Annotated in this window: 29 protein-coding genes; 14 read left to right on the top strand and 15 right to left on the bottom strand. The window is 62.2% G+C overall.

The window, feature by feature from the left end; all coding sequences use genetic code 11:
• Nucleotides 1–12: 12 nt before the first annotated feature.
• On the bottom strand, nucleotides 13–798 hold the full coding sequence (rsmA, locus tag AB6M95_RS02660; protein ID WP_371385183.1) for a 16S rRNA (adenine(1518)-N(6)/adenine(1519)-N(6))-dimethyltransferase RsmA: 786 nt from the start codon (nucleotides 796–798) through the stop codon (nucleotides 13–15).
• Nucleotides 799–911: 113 nt separating this feature from the next.
• Between rsmA and AB6M95_RS02655 the strand changes: the two genes are divergently transcribed.
• The 14 genes from AB6M95_RS02655 (at nucleotide 912) to dapA (ending at nucleotide 14,637) form a co-directional block, all read left to right on the top strand.
• Entirely contained in the window at nucleotides 912–1,433 is a 522-nt protein-coding gene (locus AB6M95_RS02655) for an adenine phosphoribosyltransferase (protein ID WP_371385182.1), read from the top strand.
• Between the two features lie 12 nt (nucleotides 1,434–1,445).
• Nucleotides 1,446–2,195 (top strand): S-methyl-5'-thioadenosine phosphorylase, encoded by a 750-nt coding sequence (mtnP, locus tag AB6M95_RS02650; RefSeq protein ID WP_371385181.1) that lies wholly within the window; start codon nucleotides 1,446–1,448, stop codon nucleotides 2,193–2,195.
• Between the two features lie 3 nt (nucleotides 2,196–2,198).
• On the top strand, nucleotides 2,199–3,548 hold the full coding sequence (locus AB6M95_RS02645; RefSeq protein WP_371385180.1) for an amidohydrolase: 1,350 nt from the start codon (nucleotides 2,199–2,201) through the stop codon (nucleotides 3,546–3,548).
• A gap of 129 nt (nucleotides 3,549–3,677) precedes the next feature.
• Nucleotides 3,678–3,965 carry a PxxKW family cysteine-rich protein gene (locus AB6M95_RS02640; RefSeq protein WP_371385179.1) on the top strand — a complete coding sequence of 96 codons (288 nt, stop codon included), beginning with the start codon at nucleotides 3,678–3,680 and terminating at the stop codon, nucleotides 3,963–3,965.
• Nucleotides 3,966–4,066: 101 nt separating this feature from the next.
• The gene (locus AB6M95_RS02635) at nucleotides 4,067–5,290 is read left to right on the top strand and encodes a M20 family metallo-hydrolase (protein ID WP_371385178.1); all 1,224 of its coding nucleotides are present in this window, start codon (nucleotides 4,067–4,069) and stop codon (nucleotides 5,288–5,290) included.
• Between the two features lie 15 nt (nucleotides 5,291–5,305).
• Complete coding sequence (gene mnmG, locus AB6M95_RS02630; RefSeq protein WP_371385177.1) at nucleotides 5,306–7,189, top strand: tRNA uridine-5-carboxymethylaminomethyl(34) synthesis enzyme MnmG; 1,884 nt, start codon at nucleotides 5,306–5,308, stop codon at nucleotides 7,187–7,189.
• Between the two features lie 130 nt (nucleotides 7,190–7,319).
• Nucleotides 7,320–8,141: a hemolysin family protein gene (locus tag AB6M95_RS02625; protein WP_371385176.1), complete on the top strand. Its 822-nt coding sequence runs from the start codon at nucleotides 7,320–7,322 to the stop codon at nucleotides 8,139–8,141.
• 3 nt (nucleotides 8,142–8,144) lie between these two features.
• Complete coding sequence (gene lnt, locus AB6M95_RS02620; protein ID WP_371385175.1) at nucleotides 8,145–9,662, top strand: apolipoprotein N-acyltransferase; 1,518 nt, start codon at nucleotides 8,145–8,147, stop codon at nucleotides 9,660–9,662.
• A protein-coding gene (gene prfB / locus AB6M95_RS02615; RefSeq protein ID WP_371385174.1) for a peptide chain release factor 2 occupies nucleotides 9,662–10,781 on the top strand; the annotation gives its coding sequence in 2 pieces (ribosomal slippage) (nucleotides 9,662–9,736 and nucleotides 9,738–10,781; 1,119 coding nt in all). The genes lnt and prfB overlap by 1 nt, the downstream gene beginning before the upstream one ends.
• Nucleotides 10,759–11,610, top strand: coding sequence for a GGDEF domain-containing protein (locus AB6M95_RS02610; protein WP_371385173.1), 852 nt, complete (start codon nucleotides 10,759–10,761; stop codon nucleotides 11,608–11,610). The genes prfB and AB6M95_RS02610 overlap by 23 nt, the downstream gene beginning before the upstream one ends.
• Before the next feature lie 12 nt (nucleotides 11,611–11,622).
• On the top strand, nucleotides 11,623–12,432 hold the full coding sequence (locus AB6M95_RS02605; RefSeq protein ID WP_371385172.1) for a MinD/ParA family protein: 810 nt from the start codon (nucleotides 11,623–11,625) through the stop codon (nucleotides 12,430–12,432).
• A gap of 136 nt (nucleotides 12,433–12,568) precedes the next feature.
• Complete coding sequence (locus AB6M95_RS02600) at nucleotides 12,569–12,844, top strand: HU family DNA-binding protein (RefSeq protein WP_371385171.1); 276 nt, start codon at nucleotides 12,569–12,571, stop codon at nucleotides 12,842–12,844.
• Nucleotide 12,845: 1 nt separating this feature from the next.
• Nucleotides 12,846–13,706, top strand: a complete 861-nt coding sequence (locus tag AB6M95_RS02595) for a UshA-like (seleno)protein family 2 (RefSeq protein ID WP_420705220.1) — start codon at nucleotides 12,846–12,848, stop codon at nucleotides 13,704–13,706.
• A gap of 49 nt (nucleotides 13,707–13,755) precedes the next feature.
• Nucleotides 13,756–14,637 (top strand): 4-hydroxy-tetrahydrodipicolinate synthase, encoded by an 882-nt coding sequence (dapA, locus tag AB6M95_RS02590; protein ID WP_371385169.1) that lies wholly within the window; start codon nucleotides 13,756–13,758, stop codon nucleotides 14,635–14,637.
• A gap of 177 nt (nucleotides 14,638–14,814) precedes the next feature.
• Here the strand turns inward: dapA and AB6M95_RS02585 are convergent, their stop codons facing one another.
• From AB6M95_RS02585 to kdsA, 14 genes are all read right to left on the bottom strand, one after another.
• Nucleotides 14,815–15,534 carry a PEP-CTERM sorting domain-containing protein gene (locus AB6M95_RS02585; protein WP_371385168.1) on the bottom strand — a complete coding sequence of 240 codons (720 nt, stop codon included), beginning with the start codon at nucleotides 15,532–15,534 and terminating at the stop codon, nucleotides 14,815–14,817.
• 360 nt (nucleotides 15,535–15,894) lie between these two features.
• A complete protein-coding gene (locus AB6M95_RS02580) occupies nucleotides 15,895–16,815 on the bottom strand; it encodes a manganese-dependent inorganic pyrophosphatase (RefSeq protein WP_371385167.1) in 921 nt (306 codons plus the stop codon).
• Between the two features lie 333 nt (nucleotides 16,816–17,148).
• Complete coding sequence (locus AB6M95_RS02575; RefSeq protein ID WP_371385256.1) at nucleotides 17,149–17,823, bottom strand: PTS sugar transporter subunit IIC; 675 nt, start codon at nucleotides 17,821–17,823, stop codon at nucleotides 17,149–17,151.
• Between the two features lie 26 nt (nucleotides 17,824–17,849).
• Nucleotides 17,850–18,314, bottom strand: coding sequence for a PTS sugar transporter subunit IIB (locus AB6M95_RS02570; RefSeq protein WP_371385166.1), 465 nt, complete (start codon nucleotides 18,312–18,314; stop codon nucleotides 17,850–17,852).
• Between the two features lie 10 nt (nucleotides 18,315–18,324).
• A complete protein-coding gene (locus tag AB6M95_RS02565) occupies nucleotides 18,325–18,762 on the bottom strand; it encodes a PTS sugar transporter subunit IIA (RefSeq protein WP_371385165.1) in 438 nt (145 codons plus the stop codon).
• 2 nt (nucleotides 18,763–18,764) lie between these two features.
• Nucleotides 18,765–19,646, bottom strand: coding sequence for an RNase adapter RapZ (rapZ, locus tag AB6M95_RS02560; RefSeq protein WP_371385164.1), 882 nt, complete (start codon nucleotides 19,644–19,646; stop codon nucleotides 18,765–18,767).
• 18 nt (nucleotides 19,647–19,664) lie between these two features.
• A complete protein-coding gene (locus tag AB6M95_RS02555; RefSeq protein ID WP_371385163.1) occupies nucleotides 19,665–20,114 on the bottom strand; it encodes a PTS sugar transporter subunit IIA in 450 nt (149 codons plus the stop codon).
• Between the two features lie 2 nt (nucleotides 20,115–20,116).
• Nucleotides 20,117–20,659 (bottom strand): ribosome hibernation-promoting factor, HPF/YfiA family, encoded by a 543-nt coding sequence (gene hpf, locus AB6M95_RS02550; protein ID WP_371385162.1) that lies wholly within the window; start codon nucleotides 20,657–20,659, stop codon nucleotides 20,117–20,119.
• Nucleotides 20,660–20,695: 36 nt separating this feature from the next.
• On the bottom strand, nucleotides 20,696–22,105 hold the full coding sequence (gene rpoN / locus AB6M95_RS02545; protein WP_371385161.1) for an RNA polymerase factor sigma-54: 1,410 nt from the start codon (nucleotides 22,103–22,105) through the stop codon (nucleotides 20,696–20,698).
• Nucleotides 22,106–22,343: 238 nt separating this feature from the next.
• Complete coding sequence (gene lptB / locus AB6M95_RS02540; RefSeq protein ID WP_371385160.1) at nucleotides 22,344–23,069, bottom strand: LPS export ABC transporter ATP-binding protein; 726 nt, start codon at nucleotides 23,067–23,069, stop codon at nucleotides 22,344–22,346.
• A complete protein-coding gene (locus AB6M95_RS02535) occupies nucleotides 23,070–23,927 on the bottom strand; it encodes an LptA/OstA family protein (protein ID WP_371385159.1) in 858 nt (285 codons plus the stop codon).
• Nucleotides 23,911–24,528 (bottom strand): LPS export ABC transporter periplasmic protein LptC, encoded by a 618-nt coding sequence (gene lptC / locus AB6M95_RS02530; RefSeq protein WP_371385158.1) that lies wholly within the window; start codon nucleotides 24,526–24,528, stop codon nucleotides 23,911–23,913. The genes AB6M95_RS02535 and lptC overlap by 17 nt, the downstream gene beginning before the upstream one ends.
• A complete protein-coding gene (locus AB6M95_RS02525) occupies nucleotides 24,529–25,053 on the bottom strand; it encodes a KdsC family phosphatase (protein WP_371385157.1) in 525 nt (174 codons plus the stop codon).
• Complete coding sequence (gene kdsA / locus AB6M95_RS02520; RefSeq protein ID WP_371385156.1) at nucleotides 25,046–25,849, bottom strand: 3-deoxy-8-phosphooctulonate synthase; 804 nt, start codon at nucleotides 25,847–25,849, stop codon at nucleotides 25,046–25,048. The genes AB6M95_RS02525 and kdsA overlap by 8 nt, the downstream gene beginning before the upstream one ends.
• Nucleotides 25,850–25,851: the final 2 nt, after the last annotated feature.

Raw genomic sequence — 25,851 nt, 5'->3', positions numbered from 1 at the left:
TGAAAAAAAGGACTAATATATTAAGGAAAGTGTACGAAATTGTGCCGGCGTAAGGTTTTCGGGCCGCGCCGAAGGGCTGACCCCTTCGTCGTGGAACCACTGCTCCACTTCCGGAGTCATGCGCTTTTTCAGGATGGTGGAAATCTGCTTGCGCCGCTGCTGGAAGAGCAGCTTGATCAGTTCGGCCAGCTTGTCCGGGGCGGCGGGACGGGCATCGAGCGGGAACGGATCGAAGCGGACCACAGCGGAGTCGACCTTGGGGCGCGGCCGGAAGACCGTGGGCGGCACCTTGAAGAGGTAGCGCGTGTCGCAGAAGTTCCGCACCCAGGCGGTCAGCCCGCCGAAGGCCTTGGTGCCGGGCTCGGCGGTCAGCCGCATGGCCACCTCGTGCTGGACCATGAAGACCGCCCGCTCCAGGGTCTCCACCCTGCTGACGATGTCCCAGATCAGCTTGGACCCCACGTTGTACGGGAGATTCCCGATGATCTTGCACGGTCCGGTCCCGTTCAGGTCCGTCCAGGGGAACTTGAGGGCGTCGGCCCGGACCACGTCCAGCTCCGGCCAGCGTTCCTCGAGCCGCTCGGCCAGATCGTCGTCCATCTCGACCACGCGCAGGCGGCGCGCCCCGACCTCGGCCAGATGCTCGGTCAGCGCCCCCTGCCCCGGACCTATCTCTATAATATAGTCCTCGTGCGAGGGGGCGATCGCGTCCACGATCTTGCGGCAGATGTTGGGGTCGGTCAGAAAATTCTGGCCCAGGCTCTTCTTGGCCCGGTGCGTTCCGTCTTGATGCGCCATATGCGTTCTCCGTCGTCAGGGGATAGCGGAACCCGGTCCGGCTGGCAACAGCATTGACACGATCTCCCCGGAAAACGTATGAATCCCCGGTATTCATTCAAGGAGGAGGACCCATGAATCTACGCCATTACGTCCGGGACATCCCGGATTATCCCAAGAAAGGGATCACTTTCTTCGACATCACGCCCATTTTGAGCACCCCCAAGGCCTTCCGCTACGTCATCGACCAGCTGTACGAGAAGTACAAGGACTCCGGTGCGGACAAGATCGTGGCCGCCGACGCCCGGGGTTTCATCTTCGGCGCGCCCCTGGCGCTCAAGATGGGCATCGGCTTCGTGCCCATCCGCAAACCCGGCAAGCTGCCCTACAAGAACCGTTGCGTGACCTATGACCTGGAATACGGGTCCGACACCCTGTGCATGCATGTGGACGCCATCGAGGAAGGCGACAAGGTCCTGATGATCGACGACCTGCTGGCCACGGGCGGCACGGCCGAGGGTATGGTCAAGCTGATCCGCGAGGCGGGCGGCGAGATCGTGGGGGCCGGGTTCGTCATCCAGCTCTCCTTCCTGGACGGCGACGAGGTCATGCGTGCGGCCGGCGTGAAGCATGATTTCCTCATTGAAATCGACTAACAAGGAATTACCATGAGCAAGATAGGCATCATCGGCGGCAGCGGCCTGGACGATCCGGACCTGTTGCTGGACGCCCGCGACGTGGAGATGGGCACCCCCTACGGCAAGCCGTCCGCCCTCCTCAAGGAAGGGACCATCGCGGGCCGGGAGGTGGTCTTGCTGGCCCGGCACGGCCGGGAGCACACCATTCCGCCCACCTTCGTCAACTATCGCGCCAACATCAAGGCCCTGAAGGACGCGGGCTGCACCCGCATCCTGGCGACCACGGCCTGCGGCTCCCTGCGCCAGGAGATCGCCCGGGGGCACCTGGTCATCCTGGACCAATTCATCGACTTCACCCGGCGTCGGCAGGTCTCCTTTTTCGACGAGTTCGAGCCGCACTGCGCGGTGCACACGGCCATGGCCGACCCGTTCGACGCGTCCCTGCGCGGGCTGCTCAACGCGGCCTGCGACAAGCTCGGCCTGGCGCACCACAAGAGCGGCACGGTCATCACCATCGAAGGCTCCCGTTTCTCCACCCGGGCCGAGTCCAACATGTTCCGCCTGTGGGGCGCGGACGTCATCAACATGAGCGTGGCCCCGGAGTGCATCCTGGCCAACGAGGCGGGCCTCCCCTACGCCGCCGTGGCCATGAGCACCGATTACGACTGCTGGAAGACCGACGAGGCCCCGGTGACCTGGGATGAGATTCTCGAGGTCTTCAAGAGCAACGTGGAAAAGGTCACCTCCCTGCTCGTCGAAGTCATCGGCAACCTGGACTAGGCCATGACGACGTCCGTTCCCGCCGATTCCGCGCCCCGCGCCTGCGACCTGCTGGTCCGGGCCGACGCGATCATCACCCAGGACGACGACCGGCGCGTCCTGACCGGCGCCGCCGTGGCCATCGGCGACGACCTGGTGCTCGAGGTCGGGGATTACGCCGACCTCGACGCCCGGTACGATGCCGCCCAACGGCTGGACATGTCGGGCAAGATGCTCCTGCCCGGCCTGGTCAACGGCCACACCCACCTGCCCATGACCCTGTTGCGCGGCTTTGCCGACGACCTGCCGCTCATGGAGTGGCTGGAGGGGCACATCTGGCCCGTGGAGGCGCAGCTCGACGAGGACCTGCTCGGCATCGGCGCGCGGCTCGGCTGCGCGGAGCTCATCCGCACCGGGTGCACGGCCTTCCTGAACGGCTATTTCCACGAGTACGTGACCGGCGATGCGGCCTCGAACTGCGGCCTGCGCGCGGTCCTGGGCGAAGGGTTCTTCGCCTTCCCCTCGCCGTTCTTCCCCACGGCCGAGGCCTGCTGGGAGACCATCCGTACCCTGGAGGCGCGTTTCCGGGACGACCCGCTGGTGCGCACGGCGGTCACGCCGCACGCGGCCTTCACCGTGCCGCCGGAGGACCTCGCGGCCAGCTTTGAACTGGCCGAGGCCCTGGACATCCCCTGGCAGACCCATCTGGCCGAATCGCCCGCCGAAACGGCGGTCTGCCTGGGCAAGTACGGCATGCGGCCGGTGGAGATCCTGCGCAAGGAGGGCCTGCTCTCCCCGCGCGTCACCTTGCACCACTGCGTGGACGTCACGGACGGCGAGATCCTGCAACTGGCCGCGTCCGGGACCAACGTGGTCCACAACCCGGCCTCCAATCTGAAGCTCTGCTCCGGCATGTCCCCGGTGCAGAAGATGCTCGACGCCGGGGTCAATGTTGGGCTCGGCACGGACGGCGCGTCGAGCAACAACCAGTTGAACATGTTCCGCGACATGGGGTTGGCCGCGCTCATCGGCAAGGTCCGCCACGAGGACGCCTCGGCCGTGAACGCCGGGACCGCCCTGGACATGGCCACCCGCCACTCGGCCCGTTGCCTGGGCTGGCCCGAACTGGGCCGGATCGAGGCGGGCTTCCCGGCGGACATGATCGCCCTGGACCTCTCCTCCCCCAACCTCATGCCCGTGTTCAACCACGTGTCCCACGCGGTCTACGCGGCCACGGGCATGGAGGTGTGCATGACCATGGTGGCGGGCGAGGTCCTGTACCTGTACGGCGAGTTCCGGACCCTCGACGTCAGCGGCCTGCGCAAGGAGGCCCTGCGGTGCTCCAAGTGGGTTCGAAGCGTCTCCGGAAAATGAAAAAGAACCGCAAAGAGCTTGACAACACCCGCCCTGGGTGCATATCGAAGTCTGCTCTTGCACCGAAATGAAATTACGTATGCCGCTGGCATCCTGTGAGCCGCATTATTTTTAGGAGGAAGGCACGACATGGCCAAGAAAAAAGGTATCGTTTCCCTGGAAGGCGCCGTCAAGACCGATGCAGGTCTGACCTACAAGGGTGTCGTCATGGAACCCGTTGTTGAAAAGTGTGAAGGCTGCGAGCGCATCGTTCCCTTCGAGGACGAGCAGTTCTGCCCGACCTATGCCCAGCCCGCTCGCAAGTGGGCCAACGGCGTGTGCAACTTCGCCACGCACGTTCGCGCCGAGGTGGACAAGACCGGCAAGGTCAAGGTCAACCCGCTCAAGGCCTCCAAGCGCGCCGCGCGCGGTCGTTAGACCACTGCAAGCAGGAAAGGCGGGGCGATGTCCCCGCCTTTTTTTTGTTTGTATGATCCGATTTTTGGACTAGTTTCATCAAAAACAACATCGGAGGTCCCATGGACGCGCTCTTTTCCGAACTCGATCGCCAGACAGAGGCGATCGTCGAACTGCAGACCAAACTCACGGCCATTCCGGCCCTCGGACCCCGCAACGGGGGCGAAGGCGAAAAGGCCAAGGCCGACTTCCTGCTCGGCCATCTCAAATCCATGGGCATCGAGGACATCCGCGAATACAACGCCCCCGACTCCGACGTGCCCTGCGGGTACCGGCCCAACATCGCGGCCGTGATCCCCGGCAGGAACACGGAAAAGACCCTCTGGGTCATCTCACACATCGACGTGGTCCCTCCGGGCGACCTCGGGCTGTGGAACTCCGATCCCTACGTAGTCCAGCGTGACGGCGACACCCTCATCGGGCGCGGCGTGGAGGACAACCAGCAGGGCATGGTCTCCTCGCTGTTGGCCGCCCAGGCCCTGCTCGACCTGAAGATCACCCCGGAGATGAACTACGGCCTGATCCTCGTGTCCGACGAGGAAACCGGCTCGGGCTTCGGTCTGGACTACATCGTCCGCGAGCACGAAGATCTTTTCCGCGAACACGACCTGTTCCTGGTTCCGGATTCCGGCGAACCCGCCTCGGAGATGGTCGAGGTGGCCGAGAAGTCCATGTTCTGGCTCAAGGTCACGGTCATCGGCAAGCAGTGCCACGCCTCCACCCCGGATCAGGGGATCAACACCATGTTCCCGTCCGCCGAGTTCATCCTGCGCATCAAGGAACTGGAGACCCTGTATCCGGCCGAGGACCCCCTGTTCAACCCGCCCCGCTCCACCTTCCAGCCGACCATGCGCGAGGCCAACGTGGCCAACGTGAACACCATCCCCGGGCGGGACGTGTTCTACGTGGACTGCCGGGTCATGCCCGAGTACGACCTGGACGACGTGCTCGGCACCATCAAGGGCATGGGCGTCGAGATCGCGGCCAAGTATGGCGTGACCGTCACGTGCGAGCCCGTCATGCGGGAGCAGGCCGCCCCGGCCACCCCGGCGGACAGCGAGATCGCGGTCCGGACCATGGCTTCGGTGCGCAAGGTCTACAACAACACCCCCCGCACCGTGGGCGTGGGCGGCGGCACCGTGGCCGCGTTCCTGCGCCGCAAGGGCTACAACGCCGTGGTCTGGTCCACCCTGTACCACAACGCGCATCAGCCCAACGAATGGTCGTCCATCAAGAGCACCATCGGCGACGCCAAGGTCATCGCCGACATGCTCCTGACCAAGTAGCGCCGCAGCCCGATCATGCAGCGAAAGACCCCGTTCCCGGCCGAGTTCGACCTCATCGTGGTCGGCGCGGGCCATGCCGGCTGCGAAGCCGCCATGGCCTCGGCCCGGCTCGGCCTGAAAACCCTGCTGCTGACCATCAACCTGGACCGCATCGGGCACCTCTCCTGCAACCCGGCCATCGGCGGCCTGGCCAAGGGCCACATGGTCAAGGAGATCGATGCGCTCGGCGGCATGATGGGGCTGTGGGCCGACGCGGCGGGCATCCAGTTCCGCATCCTGAACACCCGCAAGGGCCCGGCGGTCCGCTCCAGCCGCGCCCAGATCGACCGCGCCGAGTACATGCGCGTGGTCCAGCGCTCCATCTTCTCCCAGGACAACCTGTGGGTCTTCCAGGACATGGGCGCGGCCGTGCTGACGGAGCACGGCCGGGTCAGCGGTCTGCGCAGCGAACTGGGCGAAGTCTTCCCGGCCCGGGCCGTGCTCCTGACCACCGGCACCTTCCTGCGCGGCCTCATGCACATCGGCCTGGAGCACTTCAGCGGCGGGCGCATGGGCGACCCGGCCTCCAACTCGCTGTCGGCCAACCTGCGCGAGCTGGGCTTTGACCTGGGCCGCCTCAAGACCGGCACCACCCCGCGCCTGCTGCGCGATTCCATCGATTTCTCGGCCATGCAGGAGCAGCCCGGCGACGATCCGCCCGTGCCCTTCAGCTTCCGCAACCGGACCGTGCCCATGCCCCAGGTGTCCTGCTGGCTGACCTACACCAACGAAGCGGCCCACGAGGCCATCCGCTCGGGTTTCGACCGCTCGCCCATGTTCACCGGCATCATCGAGGGCACCGGGGCGCGCTACTGCCCGTCCATCGAGGACAAGGTGGCCCGGTTCCCGGAAAAGGACCGGCACCAGATTTTCGTCGAGCCCGAGGGGCTGAACAGCCCGGAGATGTACCCCAGCGGCATCCCCACCAGCCTGCCCTTCGACGTGCAGAAGCAGATGGTCCGGGCCATCCGGGGGCTGGAAAACGCCCAGATCGTCCGGCCGGGCTACGCCATCGAATACGACTTCGTTCCGCCCACCCAGCTTCGGCCCACCCTGGAGACCAAGGCGGTGCAGGGGCTCTATTGCGCGGGCCAGATCAACGGCACCTCCGGTTACGAGGAGGCCGCCGCCCAGGGGCTGTGGGCTGCGCTCAACGCGGCCTGCAAGCTCAAGGGCCGGGAGCCGTTCCTGCCCTCCCGCGACCAGGCGTACATGGCCGTGCTGGTGGACGACCTGGTGACCAAGGGCACCGAGGAGCCCTACCGCATGTTCACCTCGCGCGCCGAGCATCGGCTGCTGCTGCGCGAGGGCAACGCGGACGAACGCCTGACCCCCATAGGCCGCGACCTGGGCCTGGTGGACGACGCCCAGTGGCGGCTGTATTCCGATAAGCGGGGAAAACTTCAAGCAACGCTTGAAGCCATGCACTCCATCCGGGTGCGGCCCGACGCCCCCACCCGCGAACTCCTGGAATCCGTCGGCGCGTCCGTGCCGGGCAAGGCCGTGGAACTGGCCGCCCTGCTGCGCCAGCCCCAGATGGAGATAGAACGGCTGGCCGTGTTCTACCCGGAGCTGGACGGACTGGACCAGGAGGTTCTGCGCGAGGCCGAAGTGCAGGTGCGCTACGAGGGATACCTGGTCAAGCAGGAGGAGCTGGTGGCCAGGTTCAAGTCCATGGAGGACAAGGTCCTGCCCGAGAATCTGGACTATGCGGCGGTTTCCGGCCTGACCCGCGAGGTGGTCGAGAAGCTGACCCGCATCCAGCCCCGGACCCTGGGCCAGGCCGGGCGCATCTCCGGGGTCACGCCCGCCGCCTTGTCCTGCCTGGAGATTCACCTGAAAAAACTCGGCTTATCGTAACAGTCCTTTCTTCTTCGTTTGTTGACAGGGTGTCCCAGTCTGTCTAAATACATGAATATTGATACGACGTTCGCCCGGCGGCGGGCCTGTTCCCGCATATCTTTTTGCAACCGTTTCAAGGAGTCTGGTCTTGGACGAAGGATCCGACAGTCGATTTCGAAGTATCTTCAAGAAAATATTCGGTAACAACGACCATCAGATAGAGGAGCACATCCTCGAAGCCAAGGCCGACGGGGAGTTGGAGAGCTATGAGGTTTCCATGCTCCTGAACGTGCTCGGCCTGGACCGGAAGCTCGTCGAGGAGATCATGGTCCCGCGCACGGACATGGTCTGCGCCGACGCCACCAGCACCGTCAAGGACGTGGCCGAGCTCATCGTCAACCAGGGCGCCCACTCCCGCATCCCCATCTATCAGGACAACAAGGATCACATCTTCGGGCTGGTCCATGCCAAGGACCTGCTCGAGCCCCTGCTCAACGGCGAGGTGGACCGGTCCGTGGTGGAGCTCCTGCGGCCCGCCTTCTTCGTGGCCGAGGACAAGTCCCTGGACGAGGTTCTGGCCTATTTCAAGAAGGAAAAGCTGCACATGGCCGTGGTCCAGGACGAATACGGCGGCACCTCGGGCATGGTCACTATGGAGGACGTGCTCGAAGAGATCGTCGGCGAGATTTCGGACGAATACGACGACCAGCGCCCGGACGAGATCCAGGACTATTCGGACGGGACCTTCATCGTCTCGGGCCGCGCGCCGCTGGAGGACGTCAATCGCAAGTTCGCGCTCACCCTCGAGAGCGAGGAGGTGGACTCCATCGGCGGCTACCTGGCCGCCCTGGCCGGACGCATCCCTCCCCAGGGCGAGCTGTACACCTTTTCGGGCTGGCGGTTCATGGTCATGGAGGCCGACGAGCGCCAGATCTGGACCATCAAGGTCGAACCCCTGGGGATAGTGTAACCCGTGTATCAGCTGGTTCTTATCGCCACGTTGGGGGCCTGGATCGGGTTCGCCAACCCGCTCTTCCATTTCCCGCCCGCCGTGCTCGCATTCCCCCTGGGACTGGCCTGGATCGGCCTGCGCGCCGTGTCCGGCGGCAAGGCCTTCCGCTTCGGCTGGCTGGCCGGGACCCTGGCGGCCACGGGCTGTTTCTACTGGATGGTCATCCCGGTGCAGATCTACGGCGGCCTGCCGTGGTTCATCGCCCTGCCCTGCCCCGTGCTCCTGGCCGCGGTCATCGGACTCTATTTCGGGTTGTTCACCTACGGCATGCACCACGCGGCCAGGCTCATCGACGGCGTGCCTCTGTGTCTGCTGGCCGGGTTCGCCTGGGCCAGCATGGAGATGCTCATGGGTACCCTGTTTTCGGGCTTCCCGTGGATGAACCTGTCCTCGGCCTTCGCGGTCTGGCCCTTTGCCGTGCAAGGGGCGTCCGTGGTCGGGGCCTTCGGGCTCTCAGGCGTGTTCGCCGCCCTGGCCGTGGCTTTGCTGCTGTGCGCCACCTACCGGGGCGCCCTGTTCCTGGCCGTGGGCCTGGGCGCGCTGATCGTCGGCTTCGGCTTCCACCGCGTGTCCACCTTCGACGTGGGCAAGCTCGACTACATGGTCACCCTGGTCCAGGGCAACGTGGACCAGGGCAAGAAGTGGGACCCCGCCTATCAGGTGGCGACCATCAAGAAATACGCCAAGCTGACCGTCGAAGCCGTGGATGCGAACCATCCCAAGGTGGTCATCTGGCCCGAGACGGCCATGCCCTTCTACCTCCAGGACCAGACTCCCCTGCGCAAGGCGCTGGAGACCCTGGCCCGCGAGACGGGCACCCCGATCATCACCGGTTCGCCCGCCTACCACGTGACCGACATGAAGACCCGGGCCTACGACCTCTTCAACCGGGCCTGGCTCATGGACTCCATGGGACTGACCACCCAATACTACGACAAGGAGCACCTGGTGCCCTTCGGCGAGTACATGCCGTTCGCCAAGTGGGTGCCCTTCAAGCAGCTGGTCCAGGCCGCGGGCAACTTCAAGCCGGGCGTCGACAACCGGCCGCTCAAACTCAACGGCGTTGCGCTGGGCATGCTCATCTGCTATGAAGCGATCTTTCCGGACCTGGCTCAGCAGCAGGTGGAACGCGGGGCCAACGTGCTGGTGAACATCAGCAACGACGCATGGTTCGGCAACACGTCCGCACCCGGGCAGCACCTCGATCTGGCCACCATGCGGGCCGTCGAACAGGGGCGCTGGCTGGCCCGCTGCACCAACACGGGCATCTCCGCGTTCATCGACCCGGTGGGCCGCGAGGCCGCCGTGGGCCGCCAGTTCCAGGCCGAGAGTCTGAGCATGAAAATCGCTGCCCTTACGGGCAAGACCGTGTATCATCGCATCAACGGCTGGCTGAAGATGTTCATCTACGGGATGACTGCGGCCGCCTTCGGCTTCATTGTCTTTGCGGCCAGACGAAATAAAGGAATTACTCAATAATGCTGGAATACCCCGAACTGAAAGCCGCCTCCGCGGACCTCATCGAGCAATACGAATCCCTCTGGGGGCGTCTTTGACTACGCCGAGACCAGGACTCGCCTCGACGAGATAGAAAAGGAACTCTCCAAGCCGGGAGCCTGGGACAATCCCGAGGCCCTGACCCCCATGCTCAAGGAAAAGAGCCAGCTCTCCACCAAGCTTGAAATGTACGACGGGCTGTCCGAGGCCCGCGAAGACCTGGACGCCTGGCTCGAGCTGGCCCACGAGGCCCCCGAGGAGGAGTCCCTGTCCGCCCTGAACGCCCAGGTGGCCCTGCTCCGCGAGCGGCTGGCCGGGACCGAACTGGCGACCATGTTCGCCTTCGAGCACGACAAGAGCAACGCCATCCTCGAAATCCACCCCGGCGCGGGCGGCGTCGAGTCCCAGGACTGGGCCGAGATGCTGCTGCGCATGTACAACCGCTACGCTGAGCGCAAAGGGTTCAAGGTCACCCAGCTGGACTACCAGGCGGGCGAGGAGGCCGGGCTCAAGTCCGTCACCCTGCAGATCGAGGGGCTCTTCGCCTACGGGCTGCTCAAGGGCGAGACCGGCGTGCACCGGCTGATCCGCATTTCCCCCTTCGACTCCTCGGGCAGGCGGCACACCTCGTTCGCCTCGGTGGACGTCTATCCGGACATGGACGACGACATCGAGATCGAGGTCAAGGACGAGGACCTGCGCATCGACACCTTTCGGTCCAGCGGCCCCGGCGGCCAGTCCGTGAACAAGACCAGCTCGGCCGTGCGCATCACCCACATTCCCACCGGCATCGTGGCCCAGTGCCAGAACGAGAAGTCCCAGCACCGCAACAAGGCCACCGCCCTGCGCCTGGTCAAGGCCCGCCTGTACGAACGCGAACTGAAGAAGATAGAGGAAAGCCGCAGACAGGATTACCAGGCCAAGGACGCCATCGCCTGGGGAAGCCAGATACGGACATACACCCTGCAACCGTATCGTTTGGTCAAGGACCACCGATCCAACAGCGAAAGCGGCAACGTCGACGCCTTCCTGGACGGTGATCTGGACGAAATGATCCGAAACCACCTATTATTCATCCATGCCCACGGACAAAAAAATTAAGTTCCCCGAGAACGAACTCGCCTCGGAACTGAACACGCTCCAGAAGGAGCTGTGCGAATGTTCCAAGGGGATCGGCGAGAAGCTCGATCATGCGGTCTGGGTCTTCCGGCTCATCCAGGGGGTCACCTGCGAGGAATGGGAGTCCATCGCTGCCAGGCGCGACCTCGGCCAGTGGCTCTCCCTGCCCATCAACGGCGACGCCTATCCGCACCTGAAACGGTTCCAGGAGACCCTGGAGAAGCTGGCCTACCAGACCGACCACGATCCGCTGACCGAGCTGGCCAACCGGCGGGCCTTCAACCGCATCCTGGACGTCGAGATCGAACGGTCCAAGCGCGCCCGCACCCCGCTCTCCCTGGCCATCTTCGACCTGGACGACTTCAAGAGCGTCAACGACACCTACGGCCACCAGAAGGGCGACGAGGTCCTGAGCACCTTCGCCAGGCACCTCAAGGCCAACACCAGGCGCTACGACCTCGCGGCCCGTTTCGGCGGCGAGGAATTCGCCCTGGTCATGGCCGGGTCCGGCCTGGTTAAGGCCCAGCGGCTCCTGAGCCGTCTGCTCCTCGAGTTCAAGCAGATCGAATTCACCACCCCGGACGGGGACGGGACCTTTCACGTCACCTGTTCCGTCGGTCTCACCTGCTACAAGGGGAGCGTGAGTATTACGGACAAGGAACTGATCGAATTGGCCGACGGCGCGCTCTACGAAGCCAAGGCCGCCGGCAAGGATCAGGTCAAGGTTTCCAGGCTCGCCTTTGCGGACAACGTCCCCAACGAGACCCTGGTGCACGCCAACGAAAAGCAGTTCCTGTTCGGCGGGAAATAACGGAGACGGACAATGAACCACAACAATACACTCAGTCTCTCGATCATGAGCGGAAAGGGCGGGGTCGGCAAGACCAACATCGTCCTCAACCTCGGCTATGCCCTGCATGCCATGAATATCAGGTCCCTGCTCATGGACTGCGACCTCGGGCTGGCCAACCTCGACGTCCTGCTCGGCATATCCCCGGACCGCAACCTGCACGATTTGCTGCAGACCGGTGTGGACGCCGAGGATGTGCTCGTGTCCATCGAGGACGGTTTCGACATGCTCCCGGCCACCAGCGGCGTGCCCGAACTGGTGGAAATGGACGAGGACCTGCAGGACATCCTGTTCAAGAAGCTCATCAACATCGCGGGCGAATACGAATTCCTCATGCTCGACCTCGGCGCGGGCATCAGCCACACGGTCCTGTCCCTGGCCGCCCTGACCCAGCTGCGCGTGGTGGTGGTCACCCCGGAGCCCACCTCCCTGACCGACAGCTACGCCATGATCAAGGTCCTGGCCACCCAGCACGACATCAGGGATTTCCTGGTTCTGGTCAACCAGGCCGTCAGCGCCAAGGAGGCCAACCAGACCTTTGACCGGCTCAACGCCGCCTGCATGAATTTCTTGAACATTGAGCTGCGCAACCTGGGCTTCGTGCACCAGGACCGCACCCTGGTCGAGTCGGTCCGTCGCCAGACCCCGCTCATGAAATTCGCCCCGCAGGCCACGGCCAGCAAGGATATCGTCGGCATCGCCAAGAAGCTCATCCGCTACCGCGAGGACAACCGCGAGCGTATCGGCGGCCGTCCGATTTTGAAAGATTTTCCTTCGGAATGAAATTCGAGAAATAATGGTTGACGAAAAGAGTTATTTTTCGGCATAGTTAGTGAGAATTTCGGACTGATTCCTTTTTTGTTACCTCACAGGGCCAATATCGGAACCTGCGGGAAACATATGTTTCAGGGGGAACATCATGAATAAGAGCGAATTGATCAAGGCTCTGTCGGAACAGAAGAAAATGCACGTTGACGAGGCCACCAAGGTGGTCAGCGCCTTCGTCGACTCCGTCAAGGAAGCCCTTCTCCAGGGCGACCGCGTGGAGATTCGCGGTTTCGGCAGCTTCAAGATCAAGGACTACGAAGGCTACACCGGGCGCAACCCCAAGACCGGAACGGTCGTCCAGGTCAGGCCCAAGAAACTTCCTTTCTTCCGTCCTGGAAAAGAGCTGAAGGAATACATCAACCAGTAGGATGCGACGCCTTACATACTGCCTTTTTTTGGCGGCCCTGGTCCTTGTGTGCGGCGATGCCCGTGCGCAGGGTTCTATTCTGACCATCCTATATTCGGCAAATACGTATGGCACGGTGAAGCCATGCCCTACCTGAGGCGGCAAGACCCTCGGAGGGGTGGCCCGTCGGGCCACGTATTTTATGGACAATCATCCTACCGACGTCCCCAGGCTGCTGGTTTCCGGCGCCTGGGAGTACATGCGTCCGAACGGCAACCCCGGGCTGGCCAGGACCATGGTCGCCCTGAGTAAGTCGTTCAACGCCATGCATTACGACGTGGGGCTGCTTTCCGCACGGGAGGCCAAGGCCCTGGCCGAGGACGACGTGCCCCGCTGGCCCTGGCAGAAGACGGCCGAGGAAGCGCCTTTCACCGTGGTGGAGATCGAAGGCGGCCGCAAGGTCGGATTCCTGCGCTACCCGTCACTGCCCGAGGACGCCGACGGACCGTCGGCGGACCTGGTCGCCAGGCTCTCCAAGGAGATCAAGGCGGAACGGGACAAGGTGGATCTGCTCATCGGCCTGTGCGACTGGGGCTGGGTGGCGGAGAGCGACTACCTCAAATCCAATCCGGCCCAGGTCCCGGACATGCTCTTCGGCAGTGGAGGCGGGGCCGGCATCAACGGACGCGTCCAGGCCGACGGGCGCTGCCTCTGGGTTCGGCCCTACGACAAGGGCCGCAGCTTGGCCGAAGTGAATGTCCTGCAATGGCCGAAAAGAGAAAATTCATTTGCCTGGGAAGAAGCGAAGAATTATACATCAGCTTCCGTAGGTATGAACGACGCGATCAAGGATAATCCGGAGATTGATGCTCTGTTTCAATAGAACAGCATTTTTTTTCGGGTGCATACGTATACTTCAGGAGGAGATGACGATGGAATTACGAGGAGCTTTCACCGCTCTCTCGACGCCCTTCAAGGATGGCGAGGTCGACGAATCGACCTATCGCGATTTCATTGAATGGCAGATCGAGCAGGGCATCGACGGCCTGGTGCCCTGCGGCACGACCGGCGAAGCGGCGACCATGTCCCATGAGGAACAGGGGCGGGTCATCAAAATTTGCGTGGAGCAGACCAAGGGCCGCGTGCCGGTTATCGCCGGGGCCGGATCCAACTCCACCAAGGAAGCCATCGAGCTGACCAAGATGGCCAAGAACGCCGGGGCCGACGCCACCCTGCAGATCACGCCCTACTACAACAAACCCACGCCCGGCGGTCTGGTGGCCCACTTCAAGGCCATCGCCCAGGCGGCCCCCCTGCCCATGGTCATCTACAACGTGCCTGGACGGACCGGCCTGAACTGCCTGCCGTCCACGCTCAAGCTGATCAAGGACGCGGTGCCCGAGGCCGTGGCGGTCAAGGAGGCCACCGGCAACCTGACCCAGGGCGCCGAAGTCTTGGAGCTCTGCGGTCGCGACTTCATGCTGCTGTCCGGCGACGACTTCACCGCCCTGCCCCTGCTGGCCGTGGGCGGCGTCGGGGTCATTTCCGTTATTTCCAACATCATGCCCAAGGTCATGAGCGGCATGTGCAAGGCGTTCTTCGACAAGGACCACGAAAAGGCGCTCGAACTGAGCCTCAAGATGGCCCCGGTCAACCGCGCCATGTTCATGGAAACCAACCCCATCCCGGTCAAGACCTCCCTGGCCATGATGGGCATCTTCAAGGACGCTCAGTTCCGTTTGCCTATCGTCCCGCTGCAGGACGAGAACAAACCCAAACTGAAAGCCGTGCTGAAAACTGCCGGTCTTTTGTGATATCCAGGCCTCGGCTCATAGCCGGGGTCTTTTTTCGTCATCTCCCGAAAAGGGACGGTTCCTGGCCGTCCCTTTTTTGATTCCGTCTCCCTCCTGGTTTCCCGTCCAGCAATTTCAACAAAACAAAAGAGGCGCCCTTCATGAAGGACGCCTCTCTCATTTGTACGGTAACTTGCTTTATATCTTGCTGATCTTTTTCTTGCCAACAGCCAGCAACCCGGCAATACCGACCCCGAGCAGAAGGAACGTGGACGGCTCGGGAGTGGGAGTCGGCGCATCGACCACGCCGACATTGTCCCATAACACCGTATATTCCTGAGGTTGGGAAGTTTTGGTATTTAAAATGATCTCATCGATTGTCGTGGGAAGGAAAAGGGAGGAGCTATATACCAACGAATTGTTGATGTAGTAGTCAATAGAACTGCCGGTGATGGCCATTCCCAGTGAATACCAGGCGTCTTGGACCGTATAATCCAGCCCGACCGCGACCCAATGATTCAGATCCCAGACATGGAACCCGTAGCTGTCGGTCAGATTATGCCAACTGATGATCGGCCAGCCGGTCACACTGCCGACGCTCGATGTTCCCCACAGGCCCGCGCGCATGTCATGCCAGTTGGCGTCGACGAACAGGTCGCCGATGATCATCTTGCCTGTGGCGGGCGTATTGATGTCCGTCTTTTGACCTTTGGTCTGATAAAATTCCAGACCGGGCACGGGAGGCGCTATTCCGATGGCGAGGCGGCCGTCCGGAGTAGTCGCGAACTGGTCGGGAGCGGTACGGTCGGGGTACCATGCCGAAAGTTGGGAGTCGTCATCAAAGGTAAAGACGCTGGCGTTGGCCATGTTGGGAATCAACAGCATGCAAATGGCTAATGACAATAAAATTTTCTTCATAGGATCGCCTTTTGGAATGAGGTAGCAGGGCCGGCTGACATTTGACAATATATTCACAAAGCAAGGCGTGTGCCAAACACAACCCCTTTGTATTTCAATAAATTGATCGTCTTGAACTAATTAAATTGTCGGCAGGCCTTACACATTAGGGCTGTTATCGAAAGAAAACTTTACATTTTTTTGTCCATGGCCATGTAATTCAAAACGGAAAACAAGGAGCGCGGACAGGAGGGATGAGAGACGACAAGTCCAAGTCGAATCTGTCGCGTCATTCAACATTGATTGAAAAAGGGAAAAGCAAAGGCCCGCCAGCACAACGCTGGCGGGCCCGACTTTGCGCACTAAATCAGCTGTTGCAGCTTAGCCTTCGAAGGCCTTGATGAAGTTGGGGGCGACCTGCTTCTTGCGGCTCATGACGCCGTCCAGCCAGACCGGCTCGCCCTTGGTGGCGATGCCGAAAGCCTTTTCGACGACCGCGGGATCATCGGAGGCGATGAGCATCTCGGAGCCTTCCTTCATGATGTCGGTCAGGAGCAGGAAGACGGAATGGCGGCCTTCGGCCTTGACCTTCTCGATCTCGGCCTGCAGGGCGGCCTTGTGGGCGTCCAGCATGGACAGGTCCACGACTTCCAGCTGGCCGATGCCGACCTTGTTGCCGGACATGTCGAAGTCCTTGTAGTCGCGGAAGACCAGCTCGCTGGCGGAAGCGCCGTCAACGGCGGACTTGACCTTGAACATCTCCATGCCCAGAGCCATGACATCGGACACACCGGCGATCTTGGCCAGCGCCTCGACGGCGGCCTTGTCGGCGTCGGTGCAGGTGACGGACTTGAACATGACGGTGTCGCTCAGGATGGCGCACAGCATGATGCCGGCGATGTTGGCCGGGATCTCGACGTTGTAGAAGTCGTACATGGACTTCAGCACGGTGGCGGAACAGCCCACGGGCCAGACCCACATTTCCAGCGGACCGGAAGTGGTGATGTCACCCAGCTTGTGATGGTCGACGACGGCCAGGAGCTCGCCCTTGTCCAGATTGTCGATGGTCTGGGAAATGTCGGTGTGGTCGACCAGGATGATCTGCTTGTCGGTGGCGTCGGTGACGATCTCGGGAACGGCAACGCCGAACTTCTTGAGCACGAAGGCGGTCTCCGGAGCGATCTCGCCCTGGGTCACGGCCTTGGCCTCCATACCACGTTTGCTGTACAGGTCGGCGGCACCGATCGCGGAAGCGACGGTGTCGGTATCGGGGTTCTTGTGTCCAACAACCAAAATAGCCATATCAAGTCCTCCTAATTGAATTATCCTGTATAAGGAAATTGAGCATCGAAAACAGAATGTGACAGATATCACAAAGCATTCCGGCTGCCAAGCTAAAAGCGAAGGCCAAGCGATAAAATCGCGAAAAGGACATCGCCTGTCGCCGGAATGCCACCAGACCGCTACAAGCCAAGCCCCGCAAGGCTTCCCGCGTGAACCGCAGTGTGAATACTCGGTCCGATGCAGCTGTCGGGACGCAGGCTGCCCGGCAGTAACCATGTGAAGATGATCCCAAAGCATTGCCCCGCCGAACAAACGTACCGGATATCCGGTCCGGAGGCGGGACACGGTTCCCTACAAGGTGGGCAGGAAACGGTACAGGGCGAAGAGGATGACGCCGGTAGCCAGGATGACGTAGGCCCGCTTCAGGCGAAGGGCCATGAGGCCGCCGAGGGAGGCGGCCACCCAGAGGTGGGCCCAGGTCACGCCCAGGTGCGAGAAAATCGTCGGATAGGCGGAGAAGACGAGCTCGAACCCCTGCTTGAGGATGAGGACGGCCACCAGGAAGGTCGCCCAGCTCATGAACAGTCCCTTGGCCATGGACCGGAGGATGAGCGCGCCGGGCAGGTTCTTGGAATCGGGGGTGCGCGCCCAGTTGAGCAGCGCGTTGTAACTCCCCTGCTCCCGTTCGCGCAGCCACCCTTCCACCTTGGTGCCGATCCAGGCCAGCGGCATGCTGGCGAAGAGCACAAACATGATCCTGGACGGCTGGTCCAGGCCGAACCATGTAGTCAGGGCCAGGGCCGAGAAGGTGGCCGCCGTGAGCTGGGGCGGGATGTACGCCCCTGCGGGGATGAGGTCGAGCCAGAACAGTTCGAAGAATATGGCGATGTACAGGCTGGTGGTATACTCGCCCGTGGCCGCGCCCCAGAAGAAGCCGACCACCAGGGGGCGCTCAAGCAGACCAATGGTTAAGGACGAGCGGAACTGGGAAAAGAGGGCAAAAAAAAAGCGACCATGGCGAACCAGGCGAGGGTGTGCTGAACGATCATGGCCTAGAACCTCACCTGCACGGGATCGTTGGGCACGCAGCGGAAGTCGAGTTCGACGCCCTTGCGGTTCAGGTGGCGCAGGCAGGTCTCGTCCTCGTCGGACAGGGCCACGCTCGGGGAGATCTGGCGCTTGCCCGGGCTGTAGTGGACGTTGCCGATGTTCAGCACGTGGAAATCGAACCCGGAGTCAAAGGCGCGGCGGGCATCGGAACAGCTGGAAAAGAGGATGATGGTGTCATGATCGCCCGGCGCGGAGAAGAGCTTGGACATGATCGCGGGCACCTCGTCCACGGTGACGAAGGAACTCTTCACGGCCTGGGGGATGGCCAGGGACATGATCTCCTGCTGGAGGATGTCGTGGGCCAGTTCGTCGTTGGCCACGACAACGTTCTTGGCGCCGGTGTACGGCAGCCACGTCTCAATGATCTGGCCGTGAATCAAGCGGTTGTCGATACGAACGAGAGTCACGGCATCATACCTATTTCTTTGCTTTTTTGCGCAGCATCGCCCCGGCGACCTTGATCCCCTGCTGCCCCGCTTCCATGACCTTGTCGGCCAGCTCGGGCAGTTTCATGGACCGGGCCTGCAGCGCGGCCACAACCATGGGGAGATTGACGCCGGTGATGACTTCGAGATTTTCGGACTTCATGAGGGAGAGGGACATGGTCGTGGGGGAACCGCCGAACAGGTCGGTCAGGGCCAGGACGCCCTTGCCCTGCTCCAGGGACTGGATCGCCTTGCGCACCCCTTCCAGGGCCTCGTCCACGCCCTTCTGCACGTCGATGCCGACGGCCAGGCAGTTTTCCTGCGGTCCCATGACCATTTCCGCGGCCTTGAGCAGGCTCTCGCCGAAGGATCCGTGGGTAACCAGCACCACGCCGATCACGACATCTTTTTTGTCAGTGTTTGCAGCCATGTCTAACCGAGTTCCATGTGTCGATGTTCGATCGAAACCGTATACCCTTTTTCCTTCAGGGTTGCCAGCACCGACTCGGCCACGGAAACCGACCGGTGGCGGCCGCCGGTACAGCCCAGGGCCAGGGTGATCCTGTAGCGGCCTTCTTCGGCGTAAAGCGGCAGGAGATAGAGCAGAAATTCATGAAACCGCTTGATGAAGCCCGCCCCCGTGGGGTTGCCCAGGACATAGTCGGAGACCGCTTTGTCCAGGCCGGACATGGGGCGCAGGGACTTGTCGAAATAGGGGTTGGGCAGAAAGCGGAGGTCGAAAACCAGATCGGCCTCGGACGGAACCCCATACTTGAAGCCGAAGGTGATGATGTGCACCCGCATGCCCAAGCTCACGTCCTCAAGGGAGGACCACTTGGCCTGGATGACCCGGCGCAGGTCGTGGATGGAATAGTCCGTGGTGTCCAGGACCAGGACCGCCCCGCGCCGCACGGGCTCCAGGAGCTTTTTCTCCATCTCCAGGGCCTGCTCCAGGCCGAGGTTGCGGCACTCCAGGGGGTGCGGGCGACGGGTGGTGGCGTAGCGGCGGACCAGTTCGGCCATCTTGGCCTCGAGAAACAGGACCTGCGGGGTGATGCCGAGTTCGGCGAACCCTTCCAGGGCCTTACCCCACCCGTCCACGAACTCGAACTGGCGCAGGTCCATGCCGAGCGCCAGGCCGCGGTACTTGGTGTCGAAGGAGAGGATGAGGTCGGCCAGCTTGGGCGACATCTCGGAAGGCAGCCCGTCGATACAGAAGAACCCCAAGTCTTCGAAGACCCGGATTGCGGTACTCTTGCCGGACCCGGAGAGCCCGGTGACGATCACCACGGGAAAGGGGTTGGTCGAGGTCAACGGAGTCCGTCCATGGAGTTACACGCCCTTGAGGAGAGCCCAGAGGGCCTCGAGGTCATCGGCCGACAGGAACGCCTTGCGGAATTCCTCGTCCTTGAGAAGACGGGAAATCTGGGCCAGGACGCGCAGGTGCATGCCCGCCACCTGTTCCGGGGCGAGCACCAGGAAAAAGATGGTGCACGGGCTGTGGTCGAGCGCCTCGAACTCCACACCGTTTCGGCTGCGGCCCACGACCACGATGACCTTTTCCAGGTCCTCAAGCTTGCCGTGGGGGATGGCGATGCCGTCCCCGATGCCGGTGGAGCCGAGCCGTTCACGATCGAGAAGGACACGGACCGCATGGTCCGTGTCCATCTCTGGATATTGTTCGCCCAGGGGGGCGACGAGTTCATTCAATACGTCCGACTTGGTCTCGGACTTGAGTTCGGGAAGGATCAGCTCCTTCGCCAGGTAATCACTGAGTTTCATGCTTAGTTTCCGGGGTCGATGAGGCCGTAATCGCCGTTCTTTCTCTTGTATATCACGTTGACGCCGTCGGTCTCCGCATTGAGGAAGACCAGGAATTCATTGTCACGGGCATCGAGCTGCATGGCTGCCTCGTCCACGGACATGGGCTTGGGCTCGTATGCATCGGTGCCGACGATGGTGGGGGACGAACCGGGAGCGATGTCCTCGTAGGACAGGTAGTTCATCTGCACCATTTTATTGGGACGCGCCTGTCTGGGGCGGTTCTTCATCTTTTCACGCATCTTGCGGAGCTGGGCTTCCAGCTTGTCCAGGACCATGTCAATGGTGGAGTACATGTCTTCAGAGTCTTCGTAGGCCGAGATATGGATGCGATCCGAGTTCAGGATCACGTCCGCCTTGTGGCGGAACTTGTCGACCAGCAGGTTGACCTGGAGATCAGCCTCCGCGTCGGAAACGTATCTTGCTACCTTTTCAAAACGCTTTTCCGCATACCCCTTGAGGTGATCGGAAGGCTCGAAGTTCTTGAAAGTGAAGCTGATGTTCATACGCTGCCTCCTGGTTGAGAGTGCTTCAAGCAGAACCTAGAAGTACTGCTTACGTTTTGAAGACGAAGGAATACCCATGGCCGAGCGGTATTTGGCGACCGTACGCCGGGCGATGTTCACTTCCAGCTTTTCCTGGAGGATTTCGCCGATTCGCTCGTCGCTGAGCGGTTTCTTCGTGTCTTCGTCTGCGATCATTTGCTTGATGAGCGCCTTGACGCTCTCCGAGCCCACCTGGGAACCGTCGTTCAGATCCAGGGCCGAGTTGAAGAAGAACTTCAGCTCGAAAATGCCGTGCGGCGTTGAAACGTACTTGCTGGTTGTAATCCGGCTCACGGTGGATTCGTGCATTTCGATGTCTTCCGCCACCTCCTTGAGGATCAGGGGTTTGAGCTTTGTCACGCCCTCCTCGAAGAATGCCCGTTGGAAGCCGACAATGCTCTCAACTACTTTATACAGGGTTCGCTGCCGCTGGTACAGGCTTTTCATCAACCATGCGGCGGAACGCATCTTTTCCTGAAAATATTCCTTCTCCTTGTCGGCCGCGCCCTTCATGGAATCCATGTAGAAGGTGTTCATCTGGAGCCTCGGCATACCGTCCTCGTTGAGGATGATGACGAAGTCCTCGCCGTACTTGTAGACGAATACGTCCGGGCTGACGTAGTGCGGCTCGGTGCTGGAGAAGTTGGCGCCCGGCATGGGATCGAGGGTCTGCATCAGGTCCAGGTAGGCCTTGAGCTCGTCCATGGAGATCTTGAACTTGCGCGCCAGGGGCTTGTAGCGGTTCTTCTCCAGGTCCTCCAGGTGATCGCGCACCAGGGAAACCATGATCGGGTCGTCGTATCCGAGGACCTCCATCTGGACCAACAGGCATTCCTGCGGGGTGCGGGCGCCCACGCCCACCGGGTCCAGATGCTGGACTCGGTGCAGGACCGCCGCTATTTCCTCTTCGGTGGCCTGGACCATGGCGGCCAGCTCCTCCGGGGAGGCCTGCAGGTAGCCGTTGGAGTCGAGGTTGCCGAGAATGACGTCGCCGATGGCCAGTTCGTGCTCGGTGAAATTCGACAGGCGCATCTGCCAGTTCAGGTGCCCTTCGAGCGAGGGCTTGGAGGCCAGGCGGGCCTCGAAGGACATGCCCTCCTCGGGCATCTCCATGTCACGGGACAGGGCCTGCTTGGAGGTGGACGAGAATTCGCCGAGATAGTTCTCCCAGTCCGCGTTGCGGACCAGTTCCTCCTCGGCCTGGGACTCGGTCAGGACTTCCGTCTTGTCAGGAACCTCGGTGTCGGTCTCGGTCTCTTCAAGGAAAGGATTCTCCAACAATTCCTGCTGCACCGTCTCCAGCAGCTCAAGGCGCGACAACTGCAGCAGCTTGATGGCCTGCTGCAACTGGGGCGTCATGACCAGTTGCTGTGAGAGCTTGAGCTGTTGCCGAAGTTCCAGTCCCATGATTCGTTACTCGCTTGAAGTTATGTTTATCGGTTGCCAAATAAAGAAACTTTTTTTCGACTACCGTACATTTTTCCCGGTTCAACTATGTCATAGCGGATTAAAGGATGCAACACAATTGTGCTAACATCCTGTTTCGACTAATAATTCAGCAAGCATATTCTGGTATGAAAAAAGTGTACCAACCTTTGGGGTCAGTGTAAATCGGGAAAGAGGAAAAAAAGACGGGAGAGGCGGATTAAAGCCGGAAATCCTCGCCCAGATAAATCTGGCGGGCCCGGCTGGACTTGACGATTTCGCTCGGGGCCCCTTCCAGGATGACCGTGCCTTCGTAAACCAGGTAGGCCCGGTCGCAGATGTTCAGGGTTTCCCTGACGTTGTGGTCGGAGATGAGGATGCCGATGTCCATGGACTTGAGCACGGAGATGATTTCCTGGATGTCGATGACCGCAATGGGGTCGATGCCTGCGAAGGGCTCGTCCAGGAGGATGAATTGCGGATCGAGGATGAGCGCCCGGGCGATCTCCAGCCTGCGCCGCTCGCCGCCGGACAGGAACATGGCCGCCTGGTCCGCCAGCTTGGTGATGGTGAACATCTCCAGGAGTTCATCGGCCCTGGCCCGCTGCTGGCGCGAGGTCAGGGAGGTCTGTTCGAGGATGATCTCCAGGTTCTGGCGCACGGTCAGCTTCTTGAATATGGAGCTCTCCTGGGGCAGGTAGCTGACCCCCATGCGCGCCCGCTCGTGCAGGGGCTTGCCCGTGAGCACGCGGCCGCCCAGGGAGACCTCCCCGGTGTTGGGCTGGACAATGCCCACGAGCATGTAGAACGTGGTGGTCTTTCCTGCGCCGTTGGGGCCGAGCAGGCCGACCACCTCGCGCGCGTCGAGTTGGATGTTGATGTTGTGCACGACCTCTTTCTGGCCGTACCGCTTGGACAGGTTCGTTGCGCGCAGACCCTCGGCCATCTACTGCACCTTCAGGTTGCCGGGAGTCATGAACACGGCCTTGACGCGCTGCTTGCCGCCGATGACCTCGGACCGGTCGTCCTTGATGTGGAAGTTGATGACCTCGCCGGTCAGGGAGTTGGGGCCGTCCTGGAGCTTGGGGTTCCGTTCCATCTTGAGAATCTGCGGGCCTACCAGGTAGGTCAGCATGCCGCAGGTTCCCTCGGTGGTCCCCTTCTTGGCCCGCACGTTGCCCTCGGCCACGATGCGGTCCACGCTGTCGGCGGCGAATTTCTTGTCGGTCTTGGACGAGAGGTAGGCCGAGAGCTTGTCGGCCCAGAGGGTCAGTTCGCCGTGGGTGGCCACCACGTGGCCCACGAAGGAGATGACCTTGCCGGTCTCGTCGTAGGTCATGCGGTCGGAGGTGATCTTCACCGGCATGCGGCTCGGGTCCACGCCCACCGGGATGGGCGCGGGCGGCGTCTCGGCCACCCGGGCCTTGACCTCGCCCTCGCCGGAGTCCTTCTTGGGCGCGGGGGCGGGCTTGGCGGCGGGCTTCTCGACCGAAACCACCTTGAGATATTTGGCGTTGGCGTAGCCCACAGCCTTGGCCAGGTCATGGTCCTTCTCGCCCAGTTCGAACACGGCCAGCCAGCCGTTCTGGGGGAAATCGGTCCGGACCCGCTGTCCCTTGGCCAGGGTGACCACGTGCTCGGCGCCGGGTTCGGGCGCCTTGCGGACGTTGAGGTTGACCGTGGCCTCGCGCACCTCGCCCCAGTCCTGGGCCATGGCCCGGGCCGGAACCAGCAACAGGGCCAGCATCAGCAGAATTCCCGTATGGCGAACCGTTTTCAGCAACGTATTATTCCTTGTTTTCATGCAAAGGACTCCTTCCCAGCCCTTCGGGGGCCAGCAGCGCTTCCACGCCGCCCGCGGCCACCAGTTCTCGCGTGACCAGGTCGATCTCCAGGGCCTTGGCCTGGACGGTCATGTCCGGACGGCGCACGGTGACGCCGCCCTTGAGATACACCTTACCTATTGCGCCCACATAATCAAGGTGCTGCGCATCCAGGGCCATGTTGCCGAACCGGCCGCTGACCCCGTCGTACAACGTCAGGTTGTCGTTTTCCTGGTCCACCTCGCCCCGGTCGGCCTGGACGTAGACCTCCCGGCGGTCCGGGCCGAAGTAGGCGGTCAACTGGGGGAAATCCACGGCGATGATGCCGAGCTCCTGGTTGTACTTGGCGCTCTTCGCCAGCAGCTTCCAGGCCATGCTGCCCTGCTTGCCCTGAACCAGTTCGATGTCCTCGGCCGAGACGTCGGCGTCGGCGAACATGTCCTCGCGGGACATGGGCGTCTGCTCGGCGGTGTCCTGCTTCTCCAGGATGGGGTCGGAAAAGAAAAGCGCGTTGACGCCCAGGCCGAGGATCAGGCCCAGGGCGAAGATGATGAGGAGAACCAGAGCCGGGCGCCCTCTCATCTAGCCCACCCAGCGCTGCAGGGCCTGTTCCTTGAGCCCCCGGGCCTCGAGGATGAACGAAATGGCCTCGCGGACCGCGCCCTGACCGCCCTTGCGGGAGGACACCCAGTCCGCGGCCTCGATCGCCTCGGGCACCGCGTTGGGCACGCTCAGGGCCAGCCCGGCGCGGCGCATCACGGCCAGGTCGATCCAGTCGTCGCCCATGTAGGCGGCCTCTTCCGGAGCGACCCCGACCTCTTCGCACATCTTCTCGAAGAGGGGCAGCTTGCGGTGACGGCCCGCGTAATAATGCTTGATCCCGAGCTCCTTGACGCGCTTCTCCACCGGCTTCTGGTCCAGCCCGGTGATGACCCCGATCTCGAGGCCCACGGCCTGGGCCACCTTGATGCCGAGGCCGTCCTGCACGCTGAAGCGCTTCATAAGGATGCCGTCGTCGCCGTAGTACAGGCCGCCGTCGGTCAGCACGCCGTCCACGTCTAGCACCAGCAGCCTGATCTTTTTCGCCAGTGCGGTCGCGTCAGCCACGATTGATCTCCCACAGGGCCAGAAGCCGCCTCAAGAGGGCTTCGACCTCGGCCAGGGGCAGGGAGTTGGGGCCGTCGCACAGCGCTTTGTCCGGGTCGGGATGGACCTCCATGAACACGCCGTCTGCGCCCGCAGCCACGGCGGCCGAGGCCAGGACCGGCACGTATTCGCGCTGTCCGCCCGAAGCGCCGCCCAGCCCGCCGGGCAGCTGGACCGAATGGGTGGCGTCCATGATCACCGGCACGCCGAAAGCCTGCATCTGCGGGATGGAGCGCATGTCCACCACCAGGTTGTTGTAGCCGTAGGTGGAGCCGCGTTCGGTCAGCCAGACCTGGTCGTTGCCCGCCGCGCGGAGCTTGTCGACCACGTTCTTCATGTCCCAGGGGGCCAGGAACTGCCCCTTCTTGACGTTGACCACCCTGCCCGTCTCGGCAGCGGCCACCAGCAGGTCGGTCTGGCGGCAGAGGAAGGCCGGAATCTGGAGGACGTCCGCCACCTCGGCCACGGGCGCGGCCTGTTCGGGGTGGTGGATGTCCGTGACCACGGGCAGCCCCGTGGTCCGTTTCACCTCGGCCAGGATCTCAAGCCCCTCTTCCATGCCCAGGCCCCGGAAACTGGTCAGCGAGGTCCGGTTGGCCTTGTCGAAGGAGCTCTTGTAGACGATGGGAATGTCCAGCTTGGCGGCCAGCCCGGCGAGCACGTCGGCGGTCTGAAGCGCGATCTCTCTTGTCTCAATGGCGCAGGGTCCGGCCAGAATGAACGGGCCGGACCGGCTGGCGGTGTACAGGTCTGCCATAG

It is taken from the genome of Pseudodesulfovibrio karagichevae, from assembly GCF_041414475.1.
GTDB classification, from domain to species: domain Bacteria; phylum Desulfobacterota; class Desulfovibrionia; order Desulfovibrionales; family Desulfovibrionaceae; genus Pseudodesulfovibrio; species Pseudodesulfovibrio karagichevae.
Note: the sequence above shows the minus strand (reverse complement) of the source record. Positions and strands in the feature narration are given on the sequence as shown.